At 74.9% G+C, this 19,782-nt stretch carries 14 protein-coding genes and 1 pseudogene; 7 read left to right on the top strand and 8 right to left on the bottom strand.

Features of this window, described 5'->3' with window-relative positions; genetic code table 11:
* Both ACFV7Q_RS33400 and ACFV7Q_RS33395 read right to left on the bottom strand, forming a co-directional pair.
* Positions 1 to 679: pseudogene (locus ACFV7Q_RS33400) on the bottom strand (hypothetical protein); the annotation flags it as partial.
* A 314-nt stretch (positions 680 to 993) separates the two neighbouring features.
* Complete coding sequence (locus tag ACFV7Q_RS33395; protein WP_385434371.1) at positions 994 to 2,184, bottom strand: Gfo/Idh/MocA family protein; 1,191 nt, start codon at positions 2,182 to 2,184, stop codon at positions 994 to 996.
* Positions 2,185 to 2,322: 138 nt separating this feature from the next.
* Here ACFV7Q_RS33395 and ACFV7Q_RS33390 point away from each other — a divergent pair, with 138 nt between their 5' ends.
* Positions 2,323 to 2,934, top strand: coding sequence for a nucleoside/nucleotide kinase family protein (locus tag ACFV7Q_RS33390; protein WP_385434369.1), 612 nt, complete (start codon positions 2,323 to 2,325; stop codon positions 2,932 to 2,934).
* Positions 2,935 to 3,091: 157 nt separating this feature from the next.
* On the top strand, positions 3,092 to 3,634 hold the full coding sequence (locus tag ACFV7Q_RS33385; protein ID WP_385434367.1) for a hypothetical protein: 543 nt from the start codon (positions 3,092 to 3,094) through the stop codon (positions 3,632 to 3,634).
* Between the two features lie 107 nt (positions 3,635 to 3,741).
* Here ACFV7Q_RS33385 and ACFV7Q_RS33380 read toward each other — a convergent pair whose 3' ends face one another.
* From ACFV7Q_RS33380 to ACFV7Q_RS33370, 3 genes are all read right to left on the bottom strand, one after another.
* Entirely contained in the window at positions 3,742 to 4,839 is a 1,098-nt protein-coding gene (locus tag ACFV7Q_RS33380) for a GNAT family N-acetyltransferase (protein ID WP_385434365.1), read from the bottom strand.
* A gap of 388 nt (positions 4,840 to 5,227) precedes the next feature.
* Positions 5,228 to 5,791 carry a hypothetical protein gene (locus tag ACFV7Q_RS33375; protein ID WP_385434362.1) on the bottom strand — a complete coding sequence of 188 codons (564 nt, stop codon included), beginning with the start codon at positions 5,789 to 5,791 and terminating at the stop codon, positions 5,228 to 5,230.
* Positions 5,792 to 5,892: 101 nt separating this feature from the next.
* Positions 5,893 to 6,312 carry a hypothetical protein gene (locus ACFV7Q_RS33370; RefSeq protein WP_385434360.1) on the bottom strand — a complete coding sequence of 140 codons (420 nt, stop codon included), beginning with the start codon at positions 6,310 to 6,312 and terminating at the stop codon, positions 5,893 to 5,895.
* Between the two features lie 179 nt (positions 6,313 to 6,491).
* On the opposite strand from ACFV7Q_RS33370, the gene ACFV7Q_RS33365 reads away from it, so the two are divergent.
* The 4 genes from ACFV7Q_RS33365 to ACFV7Q_RS33350 all read left to right on the top strand — a co-directional run bounded on the left by ACFV7Q_RS33365 (position 6,492) and on the right by ACFV7Q_RS33350 (position 16,460).
* Positions 6,492 to 8,324, top strand: a complete 1,833-nt coding sequence (locus ACFV7Q_RS33365; protein WP_385434358.1) for a methyltransferase — start codon at positions 6,492 to 6,494, stop codon at positions 8,322 to 8,324.
* On the top strand, positions 8,325 to 14,399 hold the full coding sequence (locus ACFV7Q_RS33360; protein ID WP_385434356.1) for an alpha/beta fold hydrolase: 6,075 nt from the start codon (positions 8,325 to 8,327) through the stop codon (positions 14,397 to 14,399).
* The gene (locus ACFV7Q_RS33355) at positions 14,396 to 16,174 is read left to right on the top strand and encodes a hypothetical protein (protein WP_385434354.1); all 1,779 of its coding nucleotides are present in this window, start codon (positions 14,396 to 14,398) and stop codon (positions 16,172 to 16,174) included. Before ACFV7Q_RS33360 ends, ACFV7Q_RS33355 begins: the two co-directional genes overlap by 4 nt.
* Before the next feature lie 112 nt (positions 16,175 to 16,286).
* The gene (locus tag ACFV7Q_RS33350; protein WP_385434352.1) at positions 16,287 to 16,460 is read left to right on the top strand and encodes a hypothetical protein; all 174 of its coding nucleotides are present in this window, start codon (positions 16,287 to 16,289) and stop codon (positions 16,458 to 16,460) included.
* 441 nt (positions 16,461 to 16,901) lie between these two features.
* On the opposite strand, the gene ACFV7Q_RS33345 is transcribed toward ACFV7Q_RS33350, so the two are convergent.
* The 3 genes from ACFV7Q_RS33345 to ACFV7Q_RS33335 all read right to left on the bottom strand — a co-directional run bounded on the left by ACFV7Q_RS33345 (position 16,902) and on the right by ACFV7Q_RS33335 (position 19,097).
* Entirely contained in the window at positions 16,902 to 17,633 is a 732-nt protein-coding gene (locus tag ACFV7Q_RS33345; protein WP_385434351.1) for a hypothetical protein, read from the bottom strand.
* A gap of 92 nt (positions 17,634 to 17,725) precedes the next feature.
* Positions 17,726 to 18,541 (bottom strand): SGNH/GDSL hydrolase family protein, encoded by an 816-nt coding sequence (locus ACFV7Q_RS33340; protein WP_385434349.1) that lies wholly within the window; start codon positions 18,539 to 18,541, stop codon positions 17,726 to 17,728.
* Entirely contained in the window at positions 18,522 to 19,097 is a 576-nt protein-coding gene (locus ACFV7Q_RS33335; RefSeq protein ID WP_385434347.1) for a PadR family transcriptional regulator, read from the bottom strand. The genes ACFV7Q_RS33340 and ACFV7Q_RS33335 overlap by 20 nt, the downstream gene beginning before the upstream one ends.
* Positions 19,098 to 19,268: 171 nt before the next feature.
* Here ACFV7Q_RS33335 and ACFV7Q_RS33330 point away from each other — a divergent pair, with 171 nt between their 5' ends.
* Positions 19,269 to 19,694 (top strand): nuclear transport factor 2 family protein, encoded by a 426-nt coding sequence (locus ACFV7Q_RS33330; RefSeq protein WP_385434345.1) that lies wholly within the window; start codon positions 19,269 to 19,271, stop codon positions 19,692 to 19,694.
* The last annotated feature ends 88 nt before the right edge of the window (positions 19,695 to 19,782 follow it).

Below are 19,782 nucleotides of genomic sequence, written 5' to 3'. Positions count from 1 at the left end.
GATGGGCCATGTCCGGCACCATGGCGAGGAGGGTGGGCTCGGGTTTGTGATGCGGGCCGCCGAGCAGGCGCAGGGCGCAGATCCGGTCGCCGAGGGCCGCGTCGGGGTCGCCCGCCTCGGCGAGCAGCTCGACCGCAGACCGCCGATCAGGCGGCCGCGGCGGGTCCACCGCCACGGTGGGGACGCCGAACCGCTTCCACGGCGCCCCGGGCCACGGCGGCTCGGGCAGCGCCCGGGCCCGTCGGCGCGCGGTGTCGCCGAGATCGCTCCACCACTCATCGGGCCAGCGGCTGGCGACCGATTGCAGGACCTCGACCCAGTGCTCGCCCTCGCGGATGTGGTCGCGGAGTCCCCCGCGGGCCTCGGTGGAGCCGGAGACGGCGAGGAGTTCCAGGACTTCGGCTGCCCGCAGGCAGGTGTCCTCCTCACCGGCCAGCGCTTCGAGGACCGGCCGCAGGGGCAGGCGCAGGTCCCGGAGCAGCCGCGCGGTGTAGAGGGAGCGGTCGTCGGTCGAGTCCCACCGCAGGTCGCGGCGGACGGCGTCGTACACGAACGGGGTGGCGGCGCCGGGGGCGCGGCCGGCCCTGACCGCGCCGAGGCCGCGGCCGCGTTGGAGGAGTCCTTCGAGGGAGTCGTGGGGTGCGTGGAGGAAGTCGTGCGGGTGCGGTTGGTCACTCATCTCCCGACACGCTGCCAGATCCACCCGAACCCCGCCAACACGGTTTCCGCCGTGGGACCGGGCCGTTCGTCGCGGACGCCGCCTCCCCGGCACGCGCGGTGCTGCAGAGCAAGACGCCATGCGGGCTGGTGTTCGTCAAACCCGGCGGTGCGGCGGGCGCGGCACCGCCGAGGCCGAACCCGTGGCAGGACCCGAGCCGTTGGGGCCGGGCGCGTCGGGGCCGAGCGGGTCGGGGCCGAGCAGGTCGTGGCCGGCGTGCCGCGCCGCTGATCGGCGGTTCGGCTGGGCGTGCGGCCCCGTCCGGGAACCGCCGTTCAGTCGGCGGGCCGCTGGGCCCGCTCGAAGTACGCGACCAGGTCCGCGTCCGGCGGGTCGACGCGGCGCGGGGTGCCGCCGTCGCGCAGCGACGCGGTCGCGGCGCAGCCTGCGGCCACGGCCATCCGGGCCGCCACGGGCGAGGTGTCCGTCGTACCGCCCTCGCGTGCGAAGCGCAGGAACTCGTCGATCAGGAGCGTGTCCGCGCCTCCGTGCCCGCCGGTGCCCGCGGTCTGCGGGACGGTGAACTCGGCATCGGGCTCGGCGCGGTACCCGGAGCGCCGTGCGTTCCACACCTTGACCGTGCTCCCCGGTCCGTCGCCGAAGTTCTCCAGGCGCCCGGCGTCCCCGATCACCGTGTAGTTGCGCCAGTAGTCCGGGGTGAAGTGGCACTGCTGGTAGGCGGCGAGGACCCCGTTGGCGAGACGGAGGTTGACGAGGGAGACGTCCTCCACGTCGATGACCGGGTTCAGCGCGCGCTGGGTGTGCGGCGGCCAGTGGCCGTCCGCGGCGTACCAGTCCGCCGTCTTGGGCTCGCCCGGGGCCCGGCGGTGCGGGTTGGCTCCGTAGACCATCAGGTCGCCCAATGCCTGGACGTCCTGTGCGTACGAGCCCGCCAGCCAGTGCAGGACGTCTATGTCGTGGGCGGCCTTCTGCAGCAGCAGACCGTTGGTGCAGCGGCGTTCGGCGTGCCAGTCCTTGAAGTACCAGTCGCCGCCGTGGCCGACGAAGTGTCGCACCCACACCGTCTTGACCTCGCCGACCACACCCTGCGCGACGAGCCCGCGCATGAGCCGGACCACCGGCATGTGCCGCATGTTGTGTCCCACGTACAGGCGGGTGCCGGTACGGCGGGCGGTGCGCAGGACGTGGTCGCAGCGCTCGACGGTGATGTCGAGGGGTTTCTCGACGAAGGCGGGCTTGCCGCCCAGTAGGGCCTGGCAGCCGAGGTCGGCGTGCGTGTGGTCGGGGGTCAGGACGAGCACGGCGTCGATGTCGGGGTCGTCGAGGACCTCGCGGTGGCCGGCGTGGATCCGGGCGCCGGGGAGGGCGACGGCTGCGGCGGCGCGGGCCCGGGGGTCCGGTTCTGCGACGGCGGTCACGGCCGCCCCCCGGCCGGGCCGGTGCGCGACGTGCGCGAGGCTGCCGCGCAGGCCGTACCCGAGGACTCCGATGCGCAACTCCGCCATGGATCACTCCCCTTCTCCCGGCAGGTCTCGCCTGCTGTGCTGTCGCCCGCTGGTCTTCCGCTCCGTATCCCTTCCCCCCGGTCGGGGACGGACACTACCGCGGACGGCGGCCTTGCCCAGGTCGGGGAGGATGGGCGGATGGACATGGCAGAGTTGGAAGGGCGGGCCCGCCGACTGGCCGGGGCGGGCGGGCGCCGGATCCTGGGGATCGCAGGCGCCCCCGGGGCGGGCAAGTCCACGCTGGCCGGACACCTCGCCCGGCTCCTCGGGCCGGGCCTCGCGTCAGTCGTGCCGATGGACGGGTTCCACTTGGCGCAGGCCGAGTTGGTGCGCCTGGGCCGTGCCGACCGCAAGGGGGCTCCGGACACCTTCGATGCGGTGGGGTACGCGGCCCTGCTGCGCCGGCTGCGCGACTGCGCCCCGGAGGTGGTCTACGCGCCGGCGTTCGACCGGGCGCTGGAGGAACCGGTGGCCGGGAGCATCCCGGTGGGGCCCGGCGTACCGCTGGTGATCACCGAGGGGAACTACCTGCTGTACGAGGCGGGGCCGTGGGCGGCGGTGCGTCCGCTGCTCGACGAAGTGTGGTTCCTGGCCCCCGAGGACGGGTTGCGGGTACGGCGGCTGGTCGACCGGCACGTCCGGCACGGCAAGGAGGAGGCGTACGCGCGCGAGTGGGTCGCCCGCTCGGACGAGGCGAACGCCCGCCTGATCGCACCGGGCCGGTCGCGCGCCGATCTCGTGGTGGGGTGAGGGGGCCCGCCCGGTCGGGGAAGTGGCCGACGCGGACGGGGAGTTCTCAGGTGCGTCCGCGTGCCTGACGGGCGTGGCCGGTGCGGCGTGGCAGACTCCCTCCTTGATCACGGGGGCTCCGGCCCGCGTGCGCAAGTTTGCCGATCTGGGGAGAGTAGTGCGCAAGGCGAAGTGGGCGGCCGCGGCTGCCGGTGTGGTGCTGTTGGTCGCGGGCTGTGGCAGTGAGGGCGGCACGGACCAGGGCAAGGGGGCGGGGGCGGCCACGTCCGGTTCCCCGGCCCCGGCTTCCGCCCCGGCGACGGGCAAGGAGTCGGGCGGGACCTTGGACGCCGCGGCGGTGAAGAAGGAGATCGACACCGCGGCCACGGGGGCCGGCTACGCGCAGAAGTCCGGGGACGACGTGCCGGCGAACCTCAAGTCCTGCATGGTCTCCTGGGTGGCCGACGCCAAGAAGGCCACCGACTCGAAGAAGTCCTACGACGACACGGTCGCCGCCCTGGCCAAGGGCGGTTGGAAGGAGTCGCGGACCCTCGACCAGCAGGGATCGGTGATCAAGTCGCTCGACAAGAGCGGCTGGACGGTGAAGGCGAGCCACGCGGGCAAGGCCGGGGCGCTGCTGGTCGTCCAGTTCGTCGCCACGGACAACGGCCCGACGTGCGCCAAGGCCTTCCAGGAAGACCTGTCGAAGAACAAGCAGTAGCGGCGCGGCCGGGGGCTGCCGTCCCCCGCCCCCACGCGGTAGGTGCGGGCGGGGGCCGGGTGCCCCGGGCCGGCGCGGGCCGCCGGGGGCCCGGGCACCCCGGCGGTTCAGGCGTCGACCGCCGTCTCGGGTTCGTCGGTCCAGGTGAAGGACTCGATGCGCCAGGTGCCGGACGCGGTGCCGAACCGGAAGGTCTTGCGGCCCCAGGCGGAGAAGGGGACGCCGTCCCGCACACCCCACTTGAAGTACTGGCCGGAGCGGGTTGCGCGTCCGTCCGCCACCAGGGTCGTGGCGGCGACCTCGACCTCGGTGAAGTCGGTCAGTTCCGCCCCGTTGAGCAGCGCCTCGCGGGGTTCGAGGAAGGCGTCCACGTCCATCCGGTGGACGGAGCCGTCCTCGGCCACCCGCTCGATCACCGCATCGGGTGCGAGCACCGCGCGGGCGGCGTCCAGCACGACCGGCCCTCCCCCGCTGCGGGTGAAGGCCGCGTAGAACTGTGCGGTGAGCCCGTCGACGGCCTTCTCGTCCGCCGGGCGCGGCCCGCCCCGGCGCCATTCGGCGGCGAGGACGGCGAACTGCGAGGTGCTGTGCCAGGAGCCCTTGCGGTGGACGTCCTGGCGGGCGACGGCCTCGTGGCGCATGCCGACGCGGCGCATCAGCGCCGCCGACGCCGTGTTCTGCACGGTGCAGACGCCGAAGACCCGGTGCCATGCGAAGGTGTCGAAGGCCAGCTCCAGGGCGACCGTGACGGCCTCCGTCGGGATCCCGCTGCCGTGCACGTCCGGGTGGAAGACGAAGCCGATCTCGCCGGTCCGCGGGGCCCGTCCGTCCCGCTTGAGCAGGACCTCGCCGACGACCCGCCCGTCCCCGGTCTCGACCGCCAGGTCGAGCCAGTCGCCGGGCTCGGCGAGCGCCTCTCCGGCGATCATGCGCTCCAGGGTCTGTCGTGTGTCCTCGCGGGTGTGCGGTGCGTGCGGGAGGTGCCGCGCGACCTCGGGGAGGGACCGGTGGGCGTGGATCGCGTCGAGGTCGTCGGCGCGCACGGGCCGCAGCGCGAGTCGCGCGGTCCGGACGGGATATGGGGGCGGGACCGGTGTCCCGGCCGCAGCGGCCGGGCCGTTCGGGTCGTTCGGGTCGTTCGCGGTGTGCGCGTCGTTCGCGGTGTGCGCGGTGTGCGCGTCGTTCAGGACGTTCGGGTCGGTCATCGGGTTCCCCTCGATCGTATGTCCGCATCCTGCCCGACCGGGCCGGACGGGGACGCGGAATACGGGCGAGGGGTCAGTCGGGTGGTTCGTCCGGCCGGGGCTCCCGAGCGGGCTCACGGCCGGGCTCCGGCGGCGGGGCCGGCTCCGGCTGTTCCGACGGGGCGTCGGGAGGTGGCGGCAGGTCGGGGGATTTCGGCGGGTCGGACGAGGGCGGCGAGCCCGGCGCCCGGGGCGGGGCGTCCGGGAGGTCCGCGGCGTCCGGGTCCGACGGGGCAGTGTTCGCATTCATGACGACACTCCTGAGTGGCGGAACGCTCACGGCCCGCGCCTGCCCCGGCGCCCCAGCGGCAAACCCACCCGCCCGCCCGGCCGCCCGCCCGGCCGCCCGTCAGGCGTCCGGGACCTCCGCACGCCGTCGGCTCGCGGCGATCACCGTGGCGACGCCGAGGAGCAGCAGGGCGCACACGGTCGAGGCCCACGGCGAGGTGCGGCCCTCGACCTCCGGCGCCACCCGCCGGCGCGGGTCGTAGGCGACGCGGACCTCCCCTCCGGCCGGGGCGGCGCGCCGGTCGTCCTTCAGCTCGGACGGGTACCCGCCGGGACAGTCCAGGGTGTGGCGGTGGACGGTCTTCGGCTCGGGGCCGCCCTCGCCGTACGACTGCTGGACGGTGCTGTCGACCGCGCGGACGACGCAGAGGGCGACCTCGCTGCGGGCCGCCACCCGGTCGGCGGCGGCCACGGTCGCCAGCAGTGCCAGGGCCAGCACGAGCGCTCCGAAGAACCCGCGGGTGCCTTCGACGACCGTCCAGTAGACGGCGCAGACCAGGGCGATCAGTGTCCCGCCGCCCGCGAACGCGATGCCGGTGGACGGTGCGGAAGTCCCGGTGAAGCACCAGTGGGCCCAGCCGTAGACGGCCCCCGCGGCGAGGAGCGGCACCGCGGCGGCCGACACCCACGCCCCCGCCCGGGACCCCGGCGCCGGTCCCGGAGCCGGCCCTGAACCCGACCCGGACCCCGACCCCGATCCTGATCCTGATCCCGTACCCGCTCCGGTCATGCACACCACCCCCGCGAAGTCGGACGTCCGTTCCTGCGCCCGCGGTTGCCGTTCAACGCGCGGCGGGCGCCGAACGGCCGGAACCCCCGCCCGGGCCCTGGCGCCGCCCCGGTCCGCCAGGCGTCCACGGCCACGGCGGCCGCGCCCAGGACGACGAACCCGCAGGCGGTGGAGAGGAGCGGGCCGATGCCGGGCCCCCAGAAGGAGCCCGGCCCGGTCCCCTCGCCGCTGCCTCCGAGCAGGCCGGTGACGAAGGCGACGAGGGTCGAGAGCACGGCGGAGAGGAGCAGCAGGACCGCGCCGAGGACCGGCAGCAGGGCGGGCAGGAGGCCGAGCAGCACCCTGTTCTCGTCGTCGCCGCGAAGGAGTTGCGGTGCGTCGGGCAGCACGCCCGTGGTCTCGGCGAGGGCCGTCACCGTCGTCTCCTCCCGGCGGGATCCGGACCAATTGGACCGGTCACATGCGACCGCGCGCAACGGGGTTACGGCGTCGGACCTGACAACACCGCACGGTATTGGGGGTCCTGGCGACTGCCGGAGCATACGTTTCGCTGGTCCGGCGCCGTTTCGGGGGGCGCCCGTCCGAGGGGCAGAGCATGACGGAACAGCAGGTCGGGGCCGCGGACTTGGATGCCGCGGACCTGACGGCGATCAGCGGGGCCGTCGCCCTCGTGCGCTCCTCCGGGACCGTCGCCCGGATGTTGCGCACGCTGGCGCCGGCGCTGAGCGAGGGGGAGAGGGAGTCCTTGGGCGCGTGGTGCGTGCCCGCGCACGCGGCCGTCCTGGTGTTCCCGCCGGCGGCGGCGGACGTGCCCCGCGCCCTGGCGGGGCTCGGGCTGAAGGCGGGCGCGCCGATGCCCAGTACCGTCGTACGGGACCGGCTCCGCGCCCGCTACGGGATCGCGCCGGAGGCACTGCAGGTGTCGATCGTGCGCGCCGCCGTCCGCACCGGGGACGGGGAGTTGGGCGAGATCGAGGTCTTCTGCCTCCCCGCGCCGGAATGCGCGCCGGAAGCAGCGCCGGAAGCAGCGCCGGCGGCCGTGCCGGAGGCGTCCGGGCCGGGTGGCGGCACGGCGGACGAGTCCGCGGTGTGCCTGCGCCACTTGGTGCGGCGGGAACGGGCGGAACACAACGAGGCGCACGTCGCCTTCCGGGTCACCTCCGCCGACGAGGTCGTCTTCGCCGGGCTGCGGCAGCTGCTGGTCGAGCGGGCGGGCATGCGGCCCGACGGCGGTGGCTACAACCCGCACGAGGACGTCACGGTCCTGTACTTCCGCTCCTCCGCCCCGGGCGGAACGCCCTACGGGCGCCTGGAGTTGCTCATGCCGGGCCACCGGGCCGCGGCCCTCTCCGCGCACCGCCTGCAGGTGCGGAGCGAGCCCGCCCGCGTGCTGCTGGAGCTGATGACGGGTGCCTGGCAGACCCAGGCCATCGCCGTCGGCGCCGAACTGGGCGTCTTCGACGTGCTCTCCCCCGACGCCGCGGGCCCCTCCACGGTGGCGGAGCTGGCGGAGCGGGTCGGCGCCGACACCGACGGACTGGGGCGCCTGCTGCGCTACCTGTCGACGCTCGGGCTGCTGGTCGGGCCGTACGGGCCGAACGGCGACACGTACGCGCTCACCGGGCTCGGCGAGCTCCTGCGCGAGGACGCCCCGCACTCGATGCGGCCGCTGGCCCTGATCTACGGCGGCCCGTTCTACGAGTCGTTCGGCCGCCTGCTGTACTCGGTGCGGACGGGCGGGGACGCGTTCCTGCACCACTTCGGCTCCCACCACTTCCCGTGGTTCGCACAGAACCCGCCCTGGGACACGGTCTTCGACCAGTCGATGCAGGCCAGCTCCCCCATGTTCGGCCCGGTTCCGGCGGTCGTCGACCGGCCCGGGGTCGACGTGGTCGTGGACGTGGCCGGCGGCAACGGCGAGCTGATGGCGCAGATCCTGGGTGCTGCGCCCCGGCTGCGCGGTGTGCTGCTGGAACGGGAGCACGTGGTGGCCGCGGCGCGGGCGCGGCTGGCACGGGCGGGGGCCGCGGACCGGTGCACCTTCGTCACGGGCGACTTCACCCGGTCCGTGCCCGGCGGCGGGGACGTCTACGTCCTCTCCCGCGTGCTGCACGACTGGGACGACGGGCGCTGCCTGGACATCCTACGCAGGTGCGCCGACGCGATGCCCGCGGAGGCCGAACTCCTGGTCCTCGAAAGGCTCCTGCCCGCGGACGGCACCGAATCCCTGGCCGTGGCCTGGAACCTGCACATGCTGTGCAACGTCGGCGGCCGCGAGCGGACCCTCGACCACTACCGCAGTCTGCTCGCCGAGGCCGGGTTCGACCTCGTGGACAGCCTGCCCCTGCCGCTCGACGGGTCGCTACTGCGGGCCCGCCGCCGCCCCACCACCACCCTGCCCGCCCCTACCCGTTCGGAGCACGCGTAGATGGCCCTCCACGCCCACGACTACCTGACCACGCCCGCACCGGACGGCCCCGACGGCTGGACGACCCCCCGGCCGACCCTGCCGGAGGTGTTCGCGGCCGCGGTCACGGCCCGCGGCGACGACACCGCCGTGGTCGCCCCGGATGCGGACGACAACCGGTCCTGGCAGGACTGGCGCACGGACGCCGACGCGTTCGGCCGCGCCCTGCAGGACCTGGGGATCCGGCCCGGCGACGTGGTGGCCGCCCAACTGCCCAATTCCTGGGCCTTCCTGGTCGCGCACGTGGGCATCGCCGCCGTCGGCGCGGTGCTCCTGCCCCTGCACAGCACGCTCGGCACCCGCGAGGTGGCCGCCCTGCTGCAGCGCACCGCGGCACGGGCCCTGATCCTCCCGGCCGCCGCCCAGCCGCCCGCCCGGACGGAGCTGCCCGCCCTGGAGTTCCTGATCCCGGTCGGTCCCGAAGCCCCGCCGGCCGGGCCCGGGCCCGGCTCGTACGAGGAGCTCGTACGGGAACGGCGCGGGCTCGCCCCACACCCCGTCGAGGTCACCCCCGACATGCCGCTGGTGCTCATGCCGTCCTCGGGCACCACCTCCGCCCGCCCCAAGATCTGCATCCACACGCACGGCGGCCTGCTCGGCAACGCCACAGTCACCGCCGTCGAGGGCCGGTCCTCCGCCGAGGACGTACTCGTCTGTGCGAGCCCCTTCACGCACCTGTTCGGCCTGTTCTCCGTGCACCTCTCCCTCATCGCCGGCGGCCGGCAGGCGCTGCTGCCCCGCTGGGACGCCGACGCCTTCCGCGAGCTGGCGGCCGCGACCCGGGCGAGCGTGCTGTTCGCCGTACCGGCCCAGCTGCGCGACCTGGTGGAGGCGGAGACCCCCGGGCCGGTGGCCGCGCTGCGGGAGGTCCGGACGGGCGGGGCGGCCGTGCCGGCGGCGCTGGTGGCCGGCGTGCGCCGGATCCTGGGCGCCGCGACCGTCGTCCAGTGGGGCATGTCGGAGGTCGGGGCCGGTCTGAGCACCGCCCCCGACGACCCGCCGGAGGTCGCCGCCCGCAGCATCGGGCGGCCGGTGGGCGAGGGCCGGGTCCGGGTCGTCGGCGAGGACGGCGCCCCGTGCCCGGCCGGGGAGACCGGGGAGCTCCAGTTCCGGGGGCCGTCGCTGTTCCGCGGCTACCTCGCCGACCCGGAGGCCACCGCCGCGGCCATGACCGCCGACGGCTGGCTGCGCACCGGCGACCTGGCGTGCCGGTACGAGGACGGGACGATCGGCTACCGGGGCCGGCAGGCGGAGCGGATCAACGTCGGCGGGCTGAAGTTCAGCGCGTCCGAGGTGGAGGCGCTGCTCGCCGACCTGCCGCAGCTGGCGAACGCGGCGGTCGCCGGGCGGGCCGACGAGCGGCTCGGCGAATACCCGGTGCTGCTGGCCCAGTTGAGGCCCGGTGCCCGGCTCACCCTGGAGGAGGTGCGGGCGCACCTCGCGGCCCGGGGCGTCGCCGCGTACAAGTGGCCGCTGGAACTCGTGGTCGTGGACGCCGTTCCCGTCACCCCGACGCGGAAGGTCGCCCGCGGCCGGCTGGCGGCGCTGCTGGCGCAGCCGGCCCGGGAGGCGGTTCCGTCCTGGGCGCAGCGGATCGCCGGTTTGCCCGAACGGGCCGCCCTGGACGCGGCGTTGGCGCTGGTGCGGGAGCAGGCGGCGGCAGTGGGCGGTGCCCGGCTGGCGCAGGCGGACACCGGGGTGAGCTTCCGCTCGGCCGGCCTCGACTCGCTGGGCGCGGTGCGCCTGGCGTCCGGGCTCGGGGAGCGTACCGGGATGGCGCTGTCCACGACGGCGGTGTTCGACCATCCGACGCCCGGGCACCTGGCCCGACACCTGGTGGGCCTCGCGACCGGGGCGGCGGGAAGCGCCGCCGGGACACCCGCGGCGGTCCCCGGCCCGGTCACGGGCCCGGTAGGGGCCGCAGGGGGCACGGAGGCGGACGCCGTGGCCGTGGTCGGCATCGGCTGCCGCTTCCCCGGCGGCATCGCCTCGCCCGAGGACCTGTGGCGCCTGCTGGTCGAGGGCGACGAGACCGTGGGGCCCTTCCCGGCGGACCGCGGCTGGGACCTCGACCACCTCCACGACGCCGACCGGAACCGGCCCGGCACCTCGTACGTGCGCCACGGCGGCTTCTTGGAGGGCGCCGCGGACTTCGACGCGGAGTTCTTCGGCCTGTCGCCCCGCGAGGCCCTGGCCATGGACCCGCAGCAGCGGCTGCTGCTGGAGACCACCTGGGAGGCACTGGAACGGGCCGGGATCCCACCGTCCGCGTTGCGCGACTCCCCCGCCGCCGTGTTCGTCGGGCTGATGTCCTCCGACTACGCGCCCCGCCTCCAGGAGGCGCCCGCCCTGCACGACGGGCTGCTGCTGACGGGCAACGCCTCCAGCGTGGCGGCCGGGCGCATCGCCTACACCCTCGGGCTGACCGGGCCGGCGATCACCGTCGACACGGCCTGCTCCGCCTCCCTGGTGGCCCTGCACCTGGCACGACAGGCACTGCTGCGGGGCGAGTGCTCGCTGGCGCTGGCCGGCGGGGCGACGGTGATGTCGACCCCGGCGTCATTCGTGGACTTCAGCCGGCAGGGCGCCCTGTCCCCGGACGGCCGCTGCCGCGCGTTCTCCGCCTCGGCGGACGGGGCCGGCTGGTCGGAGGGCGCCGGGATCCTCGTACTGGAGCGGCTGTCGGACGCCCGCCGGGCGGGCCGGCCCGTCCTGGCAGTGCTGTCCGGCTCGGCGGTCAACCAGGACGGGGCCAGCAACGGGCTGTCCGCGCCGAGCGGCCCCGCCCAGCGGGATGTCGTGCGGTTGGCCCTGGCCGACGCGGGCCTCACGCCGGCCGACGTGGACCTGGTGGAGGCGCACGGGACGGGAACCCCGCTCGGCGACCGCATCGAGGCGGAGGCCCTGCTGTCCTCGTACGGTCGGGGCCGCGACGCGGAACGGCCGCTGTGGCTGGGCTCGCTCAAGTCGAACATCGGCCACACGCAGGCCGCGGCGGGGGTCGCCGGCGTCATCAAGGCGGTCCTGGCGCTGCGGCACGCGGAGATGCCGCGGTCGCTGCACGCCGAGGAGCCGACCCCGCACGTGAACTGGGAGGCGGGCGGCGTGCGGTTGCTCCACGCGCCCCGGCCGTGGCCGCGGCCCGCGGACGGCGGCCCACGGACGGCGGGCGTCTCGGCGTTCGGGATCAGCGGAACCAACGCGCACGTGATCCTGCAGGAGCCGGCGGCCGAGGACACCACGCCGACGGCCGACCCGGCTCCGGAGCCGGCGACGACTGCGGATCCGGCGACGACCCCGGCTCCGACTCCGGTGGCGGCCGAAGCAGCGGTGCCCTGGGTCCTGGCCGCGAAGGACCGACCCGGGCTGCGCGATCTGGCGTCCCGGCTCGGGCAGGCGGCTGCGGGGGCCGGTCCGGAGGAAATGGGCCGCGCCCTGGCCGTGCACCGCGCCCCGAACGACCCCGCCTTCCGGCGGCGTGCCGTCGTCGTGGCGGACGGGGTGCACGGGGCGGACCGGGCGGCACGGCTGCGCGCCGGGCTGGCGGACCTGGCGGCCGGCCGGGAGAACCCCGACCTCGTCACCGGGGTGCTGCCGGCCGGGGGGACCGGCCGGACGGTGTTCGTCTTCCCGGGCCAGGGCTCCCAGTGGGAGGCCATGGGTGCCGAACTGCTACGGGACTCCCCCGTCTTCGCCGAGGCCGCGGCGGCCTGCGACGAGGCGTTCGCCCCGTACGTGGACTGGTCGGTCCTGGCGGTGCTGCGCGGCGACGCCGGTGGACCGCCGTTGACCCGGGTCGACGTCGCGCAGACGGCCCTGTTCACGATGATGGTGTCGCTGACGGCGCTGTGGCGCTCGTACGGGGTCGAACCGGACGCGGTGCTCGGCCACTCGCAGGGCGAGATCGCCGCCGCGTACGTGTCGGGCGCGCTGACCTTGCCGCAGGCCGCCCGGATCGTGGCCCTGCGCGCCCGCGCGGTACGCGGTCTGCCCGCCGGGGCGATGGCCGCCGTGTCCCTGCCCGGGCCGGAGCTGGCGGACCGGCTGGCCGGGCGGAACGGGCCGACGCTGTCCGTCGCCGCGGAGAACGCCCCGCGCGCGTCCGTGGTCGCCGGGGACCCCGGGGCGGTCGACGCGCTGCTGGCGGAACTGGCCGCGGAGGGGGTACGGGCGCGCAAGGTGGCCGTCGACTACGCCTCGCACTGCGCGGCCGTGGAGCCCTTGGAGGCCGTACTGGCCGAGGACCTGGCCGGGACCCTGCCGGGTGCGGTGTCGACACCGTTCCTGTCCACCGTCGACGGGGCCTGGCTCACCGGGCAGGAGCTCACCGCGGAGTACTGGTACCGGAACCTGCGCAGCCCGGTGGCCTTCGCGCCCGCCGTGGCCACGCTGCTGGAGGCGGGCTTCCGGACCTTCGTCGAGGTCGGCCCGCACCCCGTCCTCACGTACGCGGTCCAGGAGACGGCGGAGCAGGTGGGTGTGCCCGCCCTGGTCACGGGCAGCCTGCGGCGCGGCGAGGGCGGCGTGCGGCGCCTGCTGCTGTCGGCCGCCGAGGCCTGGGTGCAGGGCGTCGGGGTCGACTGGTCGGCCGTGTCCGTGGGGTCCCGGCCGGTCCGGGCCGACGTGTTGCCCACCTATCCCTTCCAACGCCGTCGGTACTGGCTGTCCGCCCGACCTGCGGCACGTCCGGCCGGGTCCGGGTACGGGGCTGCGCCGCCGGACGGGGCGGCGGGGCCCGTCCCGGCGGCGGAGCCGCTCGACGCGGACGCACTGCTGTCGCTGGTACGGGAGTCCGCGGCGGCGGTGCTCGGCTACGGTGATGCGGACTCCGTGGACCCCGACCGGCCCTTCCTGGAGCTCGGGGCCGGCTCGCTGGCCGCGGTGGAGCTCCGGGGAAGGCTCTCCCGCGCCCTGGACCTGGCCCTGCCCTCGACCGTGGTCTTCGACCACCCGACCGCGCGCGGGCTCGCCGGCCACCTGTGGGACGGACTGGACCGGCCCAACCGGCCGGAGGACGCCCCACCGGCGTCCGGCACGGCCCCGGTGGTGGCCGCCGACGACCCGCGGCCGGCCCCGGCCCCCGACCGGGACCGGGCCCCGCACCCGAACCGGGTGCCCGGCGGCCCGCTGCCCGACGGGCTGTCGCAGCTGTTCCGGCAGGCCTCGGCGGACGGCCGCGGTGCGGTGGCCGTGGAACTGGTGGCGACCGCTTCCCTGCTGCGGCCGTCGTTCACCGCGGCGGAGGCCCCCGGCCGGGTGCAGCGGCCCGTACGGCTCGCCGGCGGCGGTGACGGCAGCGGTGCGGTGCCCGCGTTGGTGTGCCTGCCGTCACTGGTGCCGACGGGCGGACCGCACGAATACGCCCGACTGGCCGCCGAGTTCGCCGGGCGGCGCGGCGTACTGGCACTGCCGCAGCCCGGGTTCGGGCCGGGCGAGGCGCTGCCCGCCGACCTCGGCGCGCTGGTGGACGTCCATCTCGGGGCGCTCGCGCAGCGTGCGGACGACGGGCCGGTCCTGCTGTGCGGGCACTCGTCCGGCGGGTGGATCGCATGGGCGGTCGCCGCGCAACTCGCCCGGCAGGGACGCCCGGTGGCCGGACTCGTGTTGATCGACACGCCCTGGCACGAGGGGGCCGCACCGTCCGATGACCTGTCGCTGCTGCTCGCGGCGGCCGAGCGCCGTCAGCGCGCCTCGGACGGGAACGGGGAGATCGGCACCAACCGGCTCACCGCGACGGGCCGCTACCTGCGGATCCTGCGGGGCTGGCGGCCCGAGCCGCTCGACGTGCCCGCGCCCGCCCTGCTGCTCCGTGCCCGGGAGCCGATCGGTCGGCCCGTCGCTTGGCGGCTGCCGCACACGGTCCGCGAGGTGCCCGGGGACCACTTCACGATGATGGAGAACCACGCCGCGGAGATCGCCGCGGCGATCGACGCCTGGGAGCACGACCGGTACGCGTACGACCCCACCCGCGCCGACCCCGTGGACCAGTACCGGGACCATGACCGCACCGAGGAGAAGCAGGAGACCGCACGGTGATCGACCCGGACCTCCCGAAGCTGTTCGAGGACCCGATCTTCGACGACTGCACCCCGCGATCGGCGCAGCCGTGGGTCGGGACGTACGAGCGGCTGCGCCACCTCCACGACCGGATCGGCTCGCCGGTGCCGCTGCTCGCCGGCGGGCCGGCGGAGCGGGCACGGCTGCGCTCGCTCCTGGAGTTGACGGCCATGGTCGACCCCGCCCTGTTCCACGTCCTGTTCCTGCACCAGTGCATGACCCTCGGGCCCGCGCTCGACCACGGGGCCTCGGCCGAGGACGTGGCCGAGCTGGCCTCCGGACGGTCGGTCGGGGCGGCGTTGATGACCGAGGTGGGACTGGGGAGCAGCAGCACCGCGATCCGCACCGAGGCCGTGTACGACCCGGTAACGCGCGAGTTCGTGCTCACCTCCCCGGATGCGGCGGCGGCCAAGTACCCGCCCAACGTGGGCATGCCGGGTTTGGCCCGGCTGGCCGTGGTCAGCGCGCGGCTGCGGGTGTCGGGCACCGACCACGGCACGCACCTGTTCCTCGTACCGCTGCGCGGCGGTGGCGGGGATCCGGCGGACGGCATCGCGATCACGCCGAGGCCGCGGACCTCGCTGCTGCCGCTCGACTACGCGGCGGTGCGGTTCGACGGGGTGCGCGTGCCGTACCACCGCTGGCTCGCCGACGGGGCCGCCGTGTCCGCGGGCGGGGAGTTCCACGATCCGCTGGGCGATCCCCGGCTGCGCACGGCCCGCAGCACCGGCTGGAGCCGCTTCGCGTGGGGGGCGGTGACGGCGGGGCTCGCAGCGGTGGCCCGGGCGGGTGTCGCCCTCGCGCTGCCGCACGCCGCGCGGCGGCGCACGGTGGACCGCTGGGGTGCCGTCGCACACGCCCTGCAGCGGCCCAACCAGCAGCGGCTGCTGTTCGGCGCGGCGGCGCGCGCCCTGGCCGCGACGGTGGTGGCCCGGCAGGTCACGGAGGTGAGCTGGCGGATACCCCCCGGCGGCGGCCGGGGGCGGGGGCTGCCGCCGGCGGTCATGGGGGAACTCGCGCAGGTGAAGGTGGCGGTGGACCGGCTGGCCCACGAGGCGGTGGAACGCTGCCGGGCGGCCTGCGGGGCTGCGGGCTTCTTCTCGGAGAACCGGCTGATCGAGTACCAGGCGCTCACCTCCGCCTTCCACGCGGCGGGCGGCGACAACCAGTTGATCCTGCTCGACGCCGCATGGCACATGGTGACCGGGGACGCGTACGAACCGCCGCCCGCGGCGCGGGACGCGGCCGGCGGGGCGCCCGGGGACGGGCACGGGGACGGGCAGCCGGACTGGCCCCTGCTCCTGGCGGCCCGGGAGCGGGCGCTGTACGAGCGGCTCGCGGCCGCCTTCCGGGTCGCGGCCGAGGCCGGGGAGGAGCCCTCGGAGGCCTGGCACGCGCACCTGGACACGGCGCAGGCGTTCGCGGAGGCCCACCGGGCGCGCGTGACGATGCAGGTGCTGGCCGCGCAGTGGCGGCCGGAGCCGGGCGGCGGGCCGGCCGGGGCGGAGGAGGGGGTACGGGCCGGGCTGTACCGCCTGCTGGGGCTGGAGGCCGTACTGCCGCACGCGGACTGGTACGCGGCCGCCGGGCTGCTCTCCCCTGCGACTGCGGCGGGCCTGGGCCGCGAGCTGACCGCGACGTGCGGCCGGCTGGTCCCGTACGCGGCGGAGCTGGTGGAGCTGCTGGAGGTGCCGCCGGAGGTGCTGCGGGGACCGCTCGCCGGTGTCGACTACGTACGGGACCTGACGGAATGAGGGACCGGGCAGCGCATGACCCGGAAGTGTCACTACGCTTCGTGTTTATCGCTCGTCATTCCGGTTACACCAGCTGGTGACAGGCACTCAGTACCCGGCGAAAGGCAAGAACATGACCCTTGTCACGGTGCTCATCCTCGTCGCGGTCCTCGGCTGCATCGCCCTCCTCGCGGTGGCGCCGGCGGCGCCGGTCCGGCGCAACCCCGACCCCGAGGGACCGGCAACGGATGCGCCCCGGCTGAAGACGGTCCCCGGGCAGCGCAGCGTCCACCACCGGGCCGGTTGAACCGATTCCGCGACGGGGCCGGGCCGTTCCACGGGGCGACCGCCCCGGCACGTGTGACGGAGCCCGGGAGTATGTCCAGCTCCCGGGCTCCTGTGTGCCACCCAATTGCGCACACCGGCGGCGTTTAAGAGTCGCGGATCATTCTGAGATCGATGTGTTCTACCTTTGAACTACCGCGCCACGAAGAGGCACAGAGGGGACTTGAACCCCCATCCATCGATGATCGTCCACGCTCGGTCGATCCGGTGTTCGGCGGCGAATACTGAGACTGGAGCGAGAATCTGAGATTTACGGGGCCGCCTCTACCACTTGGGCCACCCCGGCTCGTGTGCCGGGGGAGGGATTCGAACCCCCAACCGTTACCCCACGGTCAGCTTCAACTTCAGTTTCAGCTTGCGCTTCACGCGCACCCTCCCCGCTCAAAAGGAGGGAGTCTTGAGGTTACCCGAACAGGTAGCCGAACACCGCATCGCCGACCCTCTGGTCGGTGACGTCGACGCCGTTGGCTTCCTCACGGGCGAACTTGACGGCCTGCTGGAGCTTCTCCACCCGGTCCAGGAGCTCGTTCACGCGCCGGGCCGGGAGGGCGCCGGAGAACTTCACGGTCGTCCAGTAGCCGACGGCGACGTCCTCGTAGTACACCTCGACCTGCGCCGGGTGCTTGTCCGTCGCCTCCGCCTTGACGTGGTTGCGCGGCACCTTCTTCGTGCGGATCGTGCGGACCGCGTCGGTCTTCCAGGCGTCCGTCGAGGGGTCGAGGGTCCAGGACTCCGAGGAGTCGAGCACCGGGAGCTTCCGGACGAAGGTGTGCAGGTCGGTGAGCTGCTTCTCCAGGAAGAGCAGGTACGGGACCGGGACCTGGGGCAGCAGAACCGTTCCGTCGACGACGACGTCCGCGGCCGCCGTACGGTTCGCCCAGTCCTTCGTCGCGGTGACGTCGAAGAGTCGCGTCAGGGTCGCCGCCGTCGCACGCAGCACGTCCTCGGCCTTGACCTGGACCCGCGTGGACTCGGGCGGCAGCTGCTCGCCCTCCTCGTCCTTGGGCTGGTAGGTCCGCGCGATACCGGCGAGGAGAGCGGGCTTCTGGATGTCGTGGTGGGCCTGGGTCAGTTCCTGAAGGGACTTGGACTTGACGCCCTTTTCAACGGCGATGATCTGATTCAGCTTCGGCACACGAGGAACCTAACAGCTACTCCGGAGCAGGTCACCCCACTTTTTCTCCGGTCACAGCCGCGGCCCCCTCCCCGACCCGCGCACGGTGCCGGTCACACCGGAAGGAGTCGTGGGCGTTTGGCGGTGCGGTCGGTGCCGGAGGAGCGGCCGCGCACGCGCCGCAGCACCCAGGGCCCCAGGAAGCCGGCGGCCCAACGGAGTTCTTCGGCGACGGCCTGACTGCGCGTCACGGGCGGTACGGGCGGGAGGGGGTTGGTCCAGGAAGCATCGCTGCCGGGGAGGGCGAGCGCCTGGGCGACGGCGGCGGCGATCCGCGCGTGTCCGAGGGGACTGGCGTGCAGCCGGTCCGGGCTCCACAGGCGCGGGTCGGTGACCACCGGGTGGTGGGCGGTCTCGGCGACGGCGACGCCATGGCGGTGGGCGGCCTCGCGGATCCGCTGGTTCAGGGCGGTGACGCGGGGCGCGAGCGGGCGGGCGAGCGGTGTGATGCGGGAAACGTCGGGGAAGGTCACGGTGGCCACCCGGGCTCCCTGGGCGGTGAGCGCGGCGAAGGCCGCCTCCAGGTGGCCGGCCACCTCGTCGGCGTCGAACCGGGGCCGCAACAGGTCGTTCACCCCGGCGACCACGGTGGCCAGGTCGGGGCGCAGCGCGAGGGCGGGGGCCAGCTGCCCGGCCCGCACCTGCCCGGCGAGGCGGCCGCGGACCGCGAGGTTGGCGTACTGGAGGCCGGGGTGGTGGCGGGCCAGCTGCTCGGCGAGGCGGTCGGCCCAGCCGCGCAGCCCGGTGGCGTCGTCGCCGTCGCCGAGGCCTTCGGTCTGGCTGTCCCCCAGGGCGACGTAGCGCTCGTACCGCTCGTGCGGCTGCTCTCCCGGCCGTCCGGGGTGCGGCTCAGGGCTGGCGGCGGGCACGGGTGGCTCCCCTCTCCGCGAGGACGGTGATGGTGCGCTCGCACCACTGTTCGTTGGCCTGCTCGTAGGCGATCCCGGCGAGGCAGGTCAGGTACGGGCCGACACGCTCGCCGTGTTGGAGGAACTCCTCCTCGCTGCGGCTGCCGCGCATCTTTTCCAGCAGCTGGCCGAAGAGGACGGTCTTGGCGCGGGCGACCTCGGCGCGTTCGGCGAGCTGCGCGAGGAGCGCTCCGGTGTCGACGCGGTCGGCGGCATGCACCTTGACCACGAGGTCGTCGCGCATGAAAGAGGGTTTGGCGGTGGCCTGCGTGAACCGCTCCAGCTCGGCGAGGCCCGCGCCGGTGACCGTGAACAGGCGCTTGTTGGGGCGGGTGTCCTGGATCACTTCCCGCCCGGCGACCAGGCCCTCCTTCTCCAGTCGGGCCAGCTCGGCGTAGAGCTGCTGGGGCAGCGCGTGCCAGAAGTTCGCGACGCCCACGCTGAAGGACTTGGCCAGTTGGTAGCCGCTCAGCTCCGCGTCGAGCAGAGCCGCCAGCACGGCGTGGCGCAAGGCCATGGGACCGCCTCCGTCTCCTCGGTGCCTCGGTGCCGCCCTCTGGGCAGGGCCGCGCTCGCCATGATACTCAAGAATCTGACTACTCAGATTTCTGAGTAACAACTGAGTACCGCGACCCGAGTACCCGACCCGAGTGCCCGGGCATCCGAGTACCGAGGAGCCGGAGGAGCCATGAACGCAGCCGATCGTTTCCGCGCTGCCGTAGACAGCCGCGACCTCGCAGCCGTGGAGGAGCTGTTCACCGAGGACGTCCGCCTGTTCAGCCCGGTGAAGTTCACGCCGTTCGAGGGCCGGCCGATGGTGCTGGGGCTCCTCGGTGTCCTGCTGCGGACCTTCGAGGACTTCCGCTACATCGGCCGCTTCGAAGGCGCCGCCGAGACCAGCACGGACGGGGGCGAGGCCCCGTCCGCCGTGCTGCTCTTCCGGACGACCGTCAACGGCCGCGAGGTCCACGGGATCGACCTGCTGCACTTCGCCGAGGACGGCCGGATCAAGGAGTTCACCGTCATGGTCCGGCCGCAGTCCGCCGTGCACACCCTCGGCGAGGCGGTGCTCGCCGGCTTGATCGCGGACGGCCTCGTCCCGGACCCCGCCTGATGCCGGGCGGCCGCCCACCGCTTCGCCGGGCGGCCGTCACCACCGGTTGGACGCCGCGAACCGGCGGGAGCACCCGCCGGTTCGCGGC

This window comes from Streptomyces sp. NPDC059851 (assembly GCF_042732005.1).
Lineage (GTDB): Bacteria > Actinomycetota > Actinomycetes > Streptomycetales > Streptomycetaceae > Streptomyces.
The sequence above is the reverse complement of the archived record's forward strand: the minus strand, read 5'-3'. Positions and strand labels throughout refer to the sequence as shown.

Coding starts and splice junctions, on each gene's coding strand:
- ACFV7Q_RS33330 (WP_385434345.1), top strand. CDS start 19,269: ATGAACGCAGCCGATCGTTTCCGCGCTGCCGTAGACAGCCGCGACCTC.
- ACFV7Q_RS33395 (WP_385434371.1), bottom strand. CDS start 2,184: ATGGCGGAGTTGCGCATCGGAGTCCTCGGGTACGGCCTGCGCGGCAGC.
- ACFV7Q_RS33380 (WP_385434365.1), bottom strand. CDS start 4,839: ATGACCGACCCGAACGTCCTGAACGACGCGCACACCGCGCACACCGCG.
- ACFV7Q_RS33350 (WP_385434352.1), top strand. CDS start 16,287: ATGACCCTTGTCACGGTGCTCATCCTCGTCGCGGTCCTCGGCTGCATC.
- ACFV7Q_RS33335 (WP_385434347.1), bottom strand. CDS start 19,097: ATGGCCTTGCGCCACGCCGTGCTGGCGGCTCTGCTCGACGCGGAGCTG.
- ACFV7Q_RS33365 (WP_385434358.1), top strand. CDS start 6,492: ATGACGGAACAGCAGGTCGGGGCCGCGGACTTGGATGCCGCGGACCTG.
- ACFV7Q_RS33360 (WP_385434356.1), top strand. CDS start 8,325: ATGGCCCTCCACGCCCACGACTACCTGACCACGCCCGCACCGGACGGC.
- ACFV7Q_RS33390 (WP_385434369.1), top strand. CDS start 2,323: ATGGACATGGCAGAGTTGGAAGGGCGGGCCCGCCGACTGGCCGGGGCG.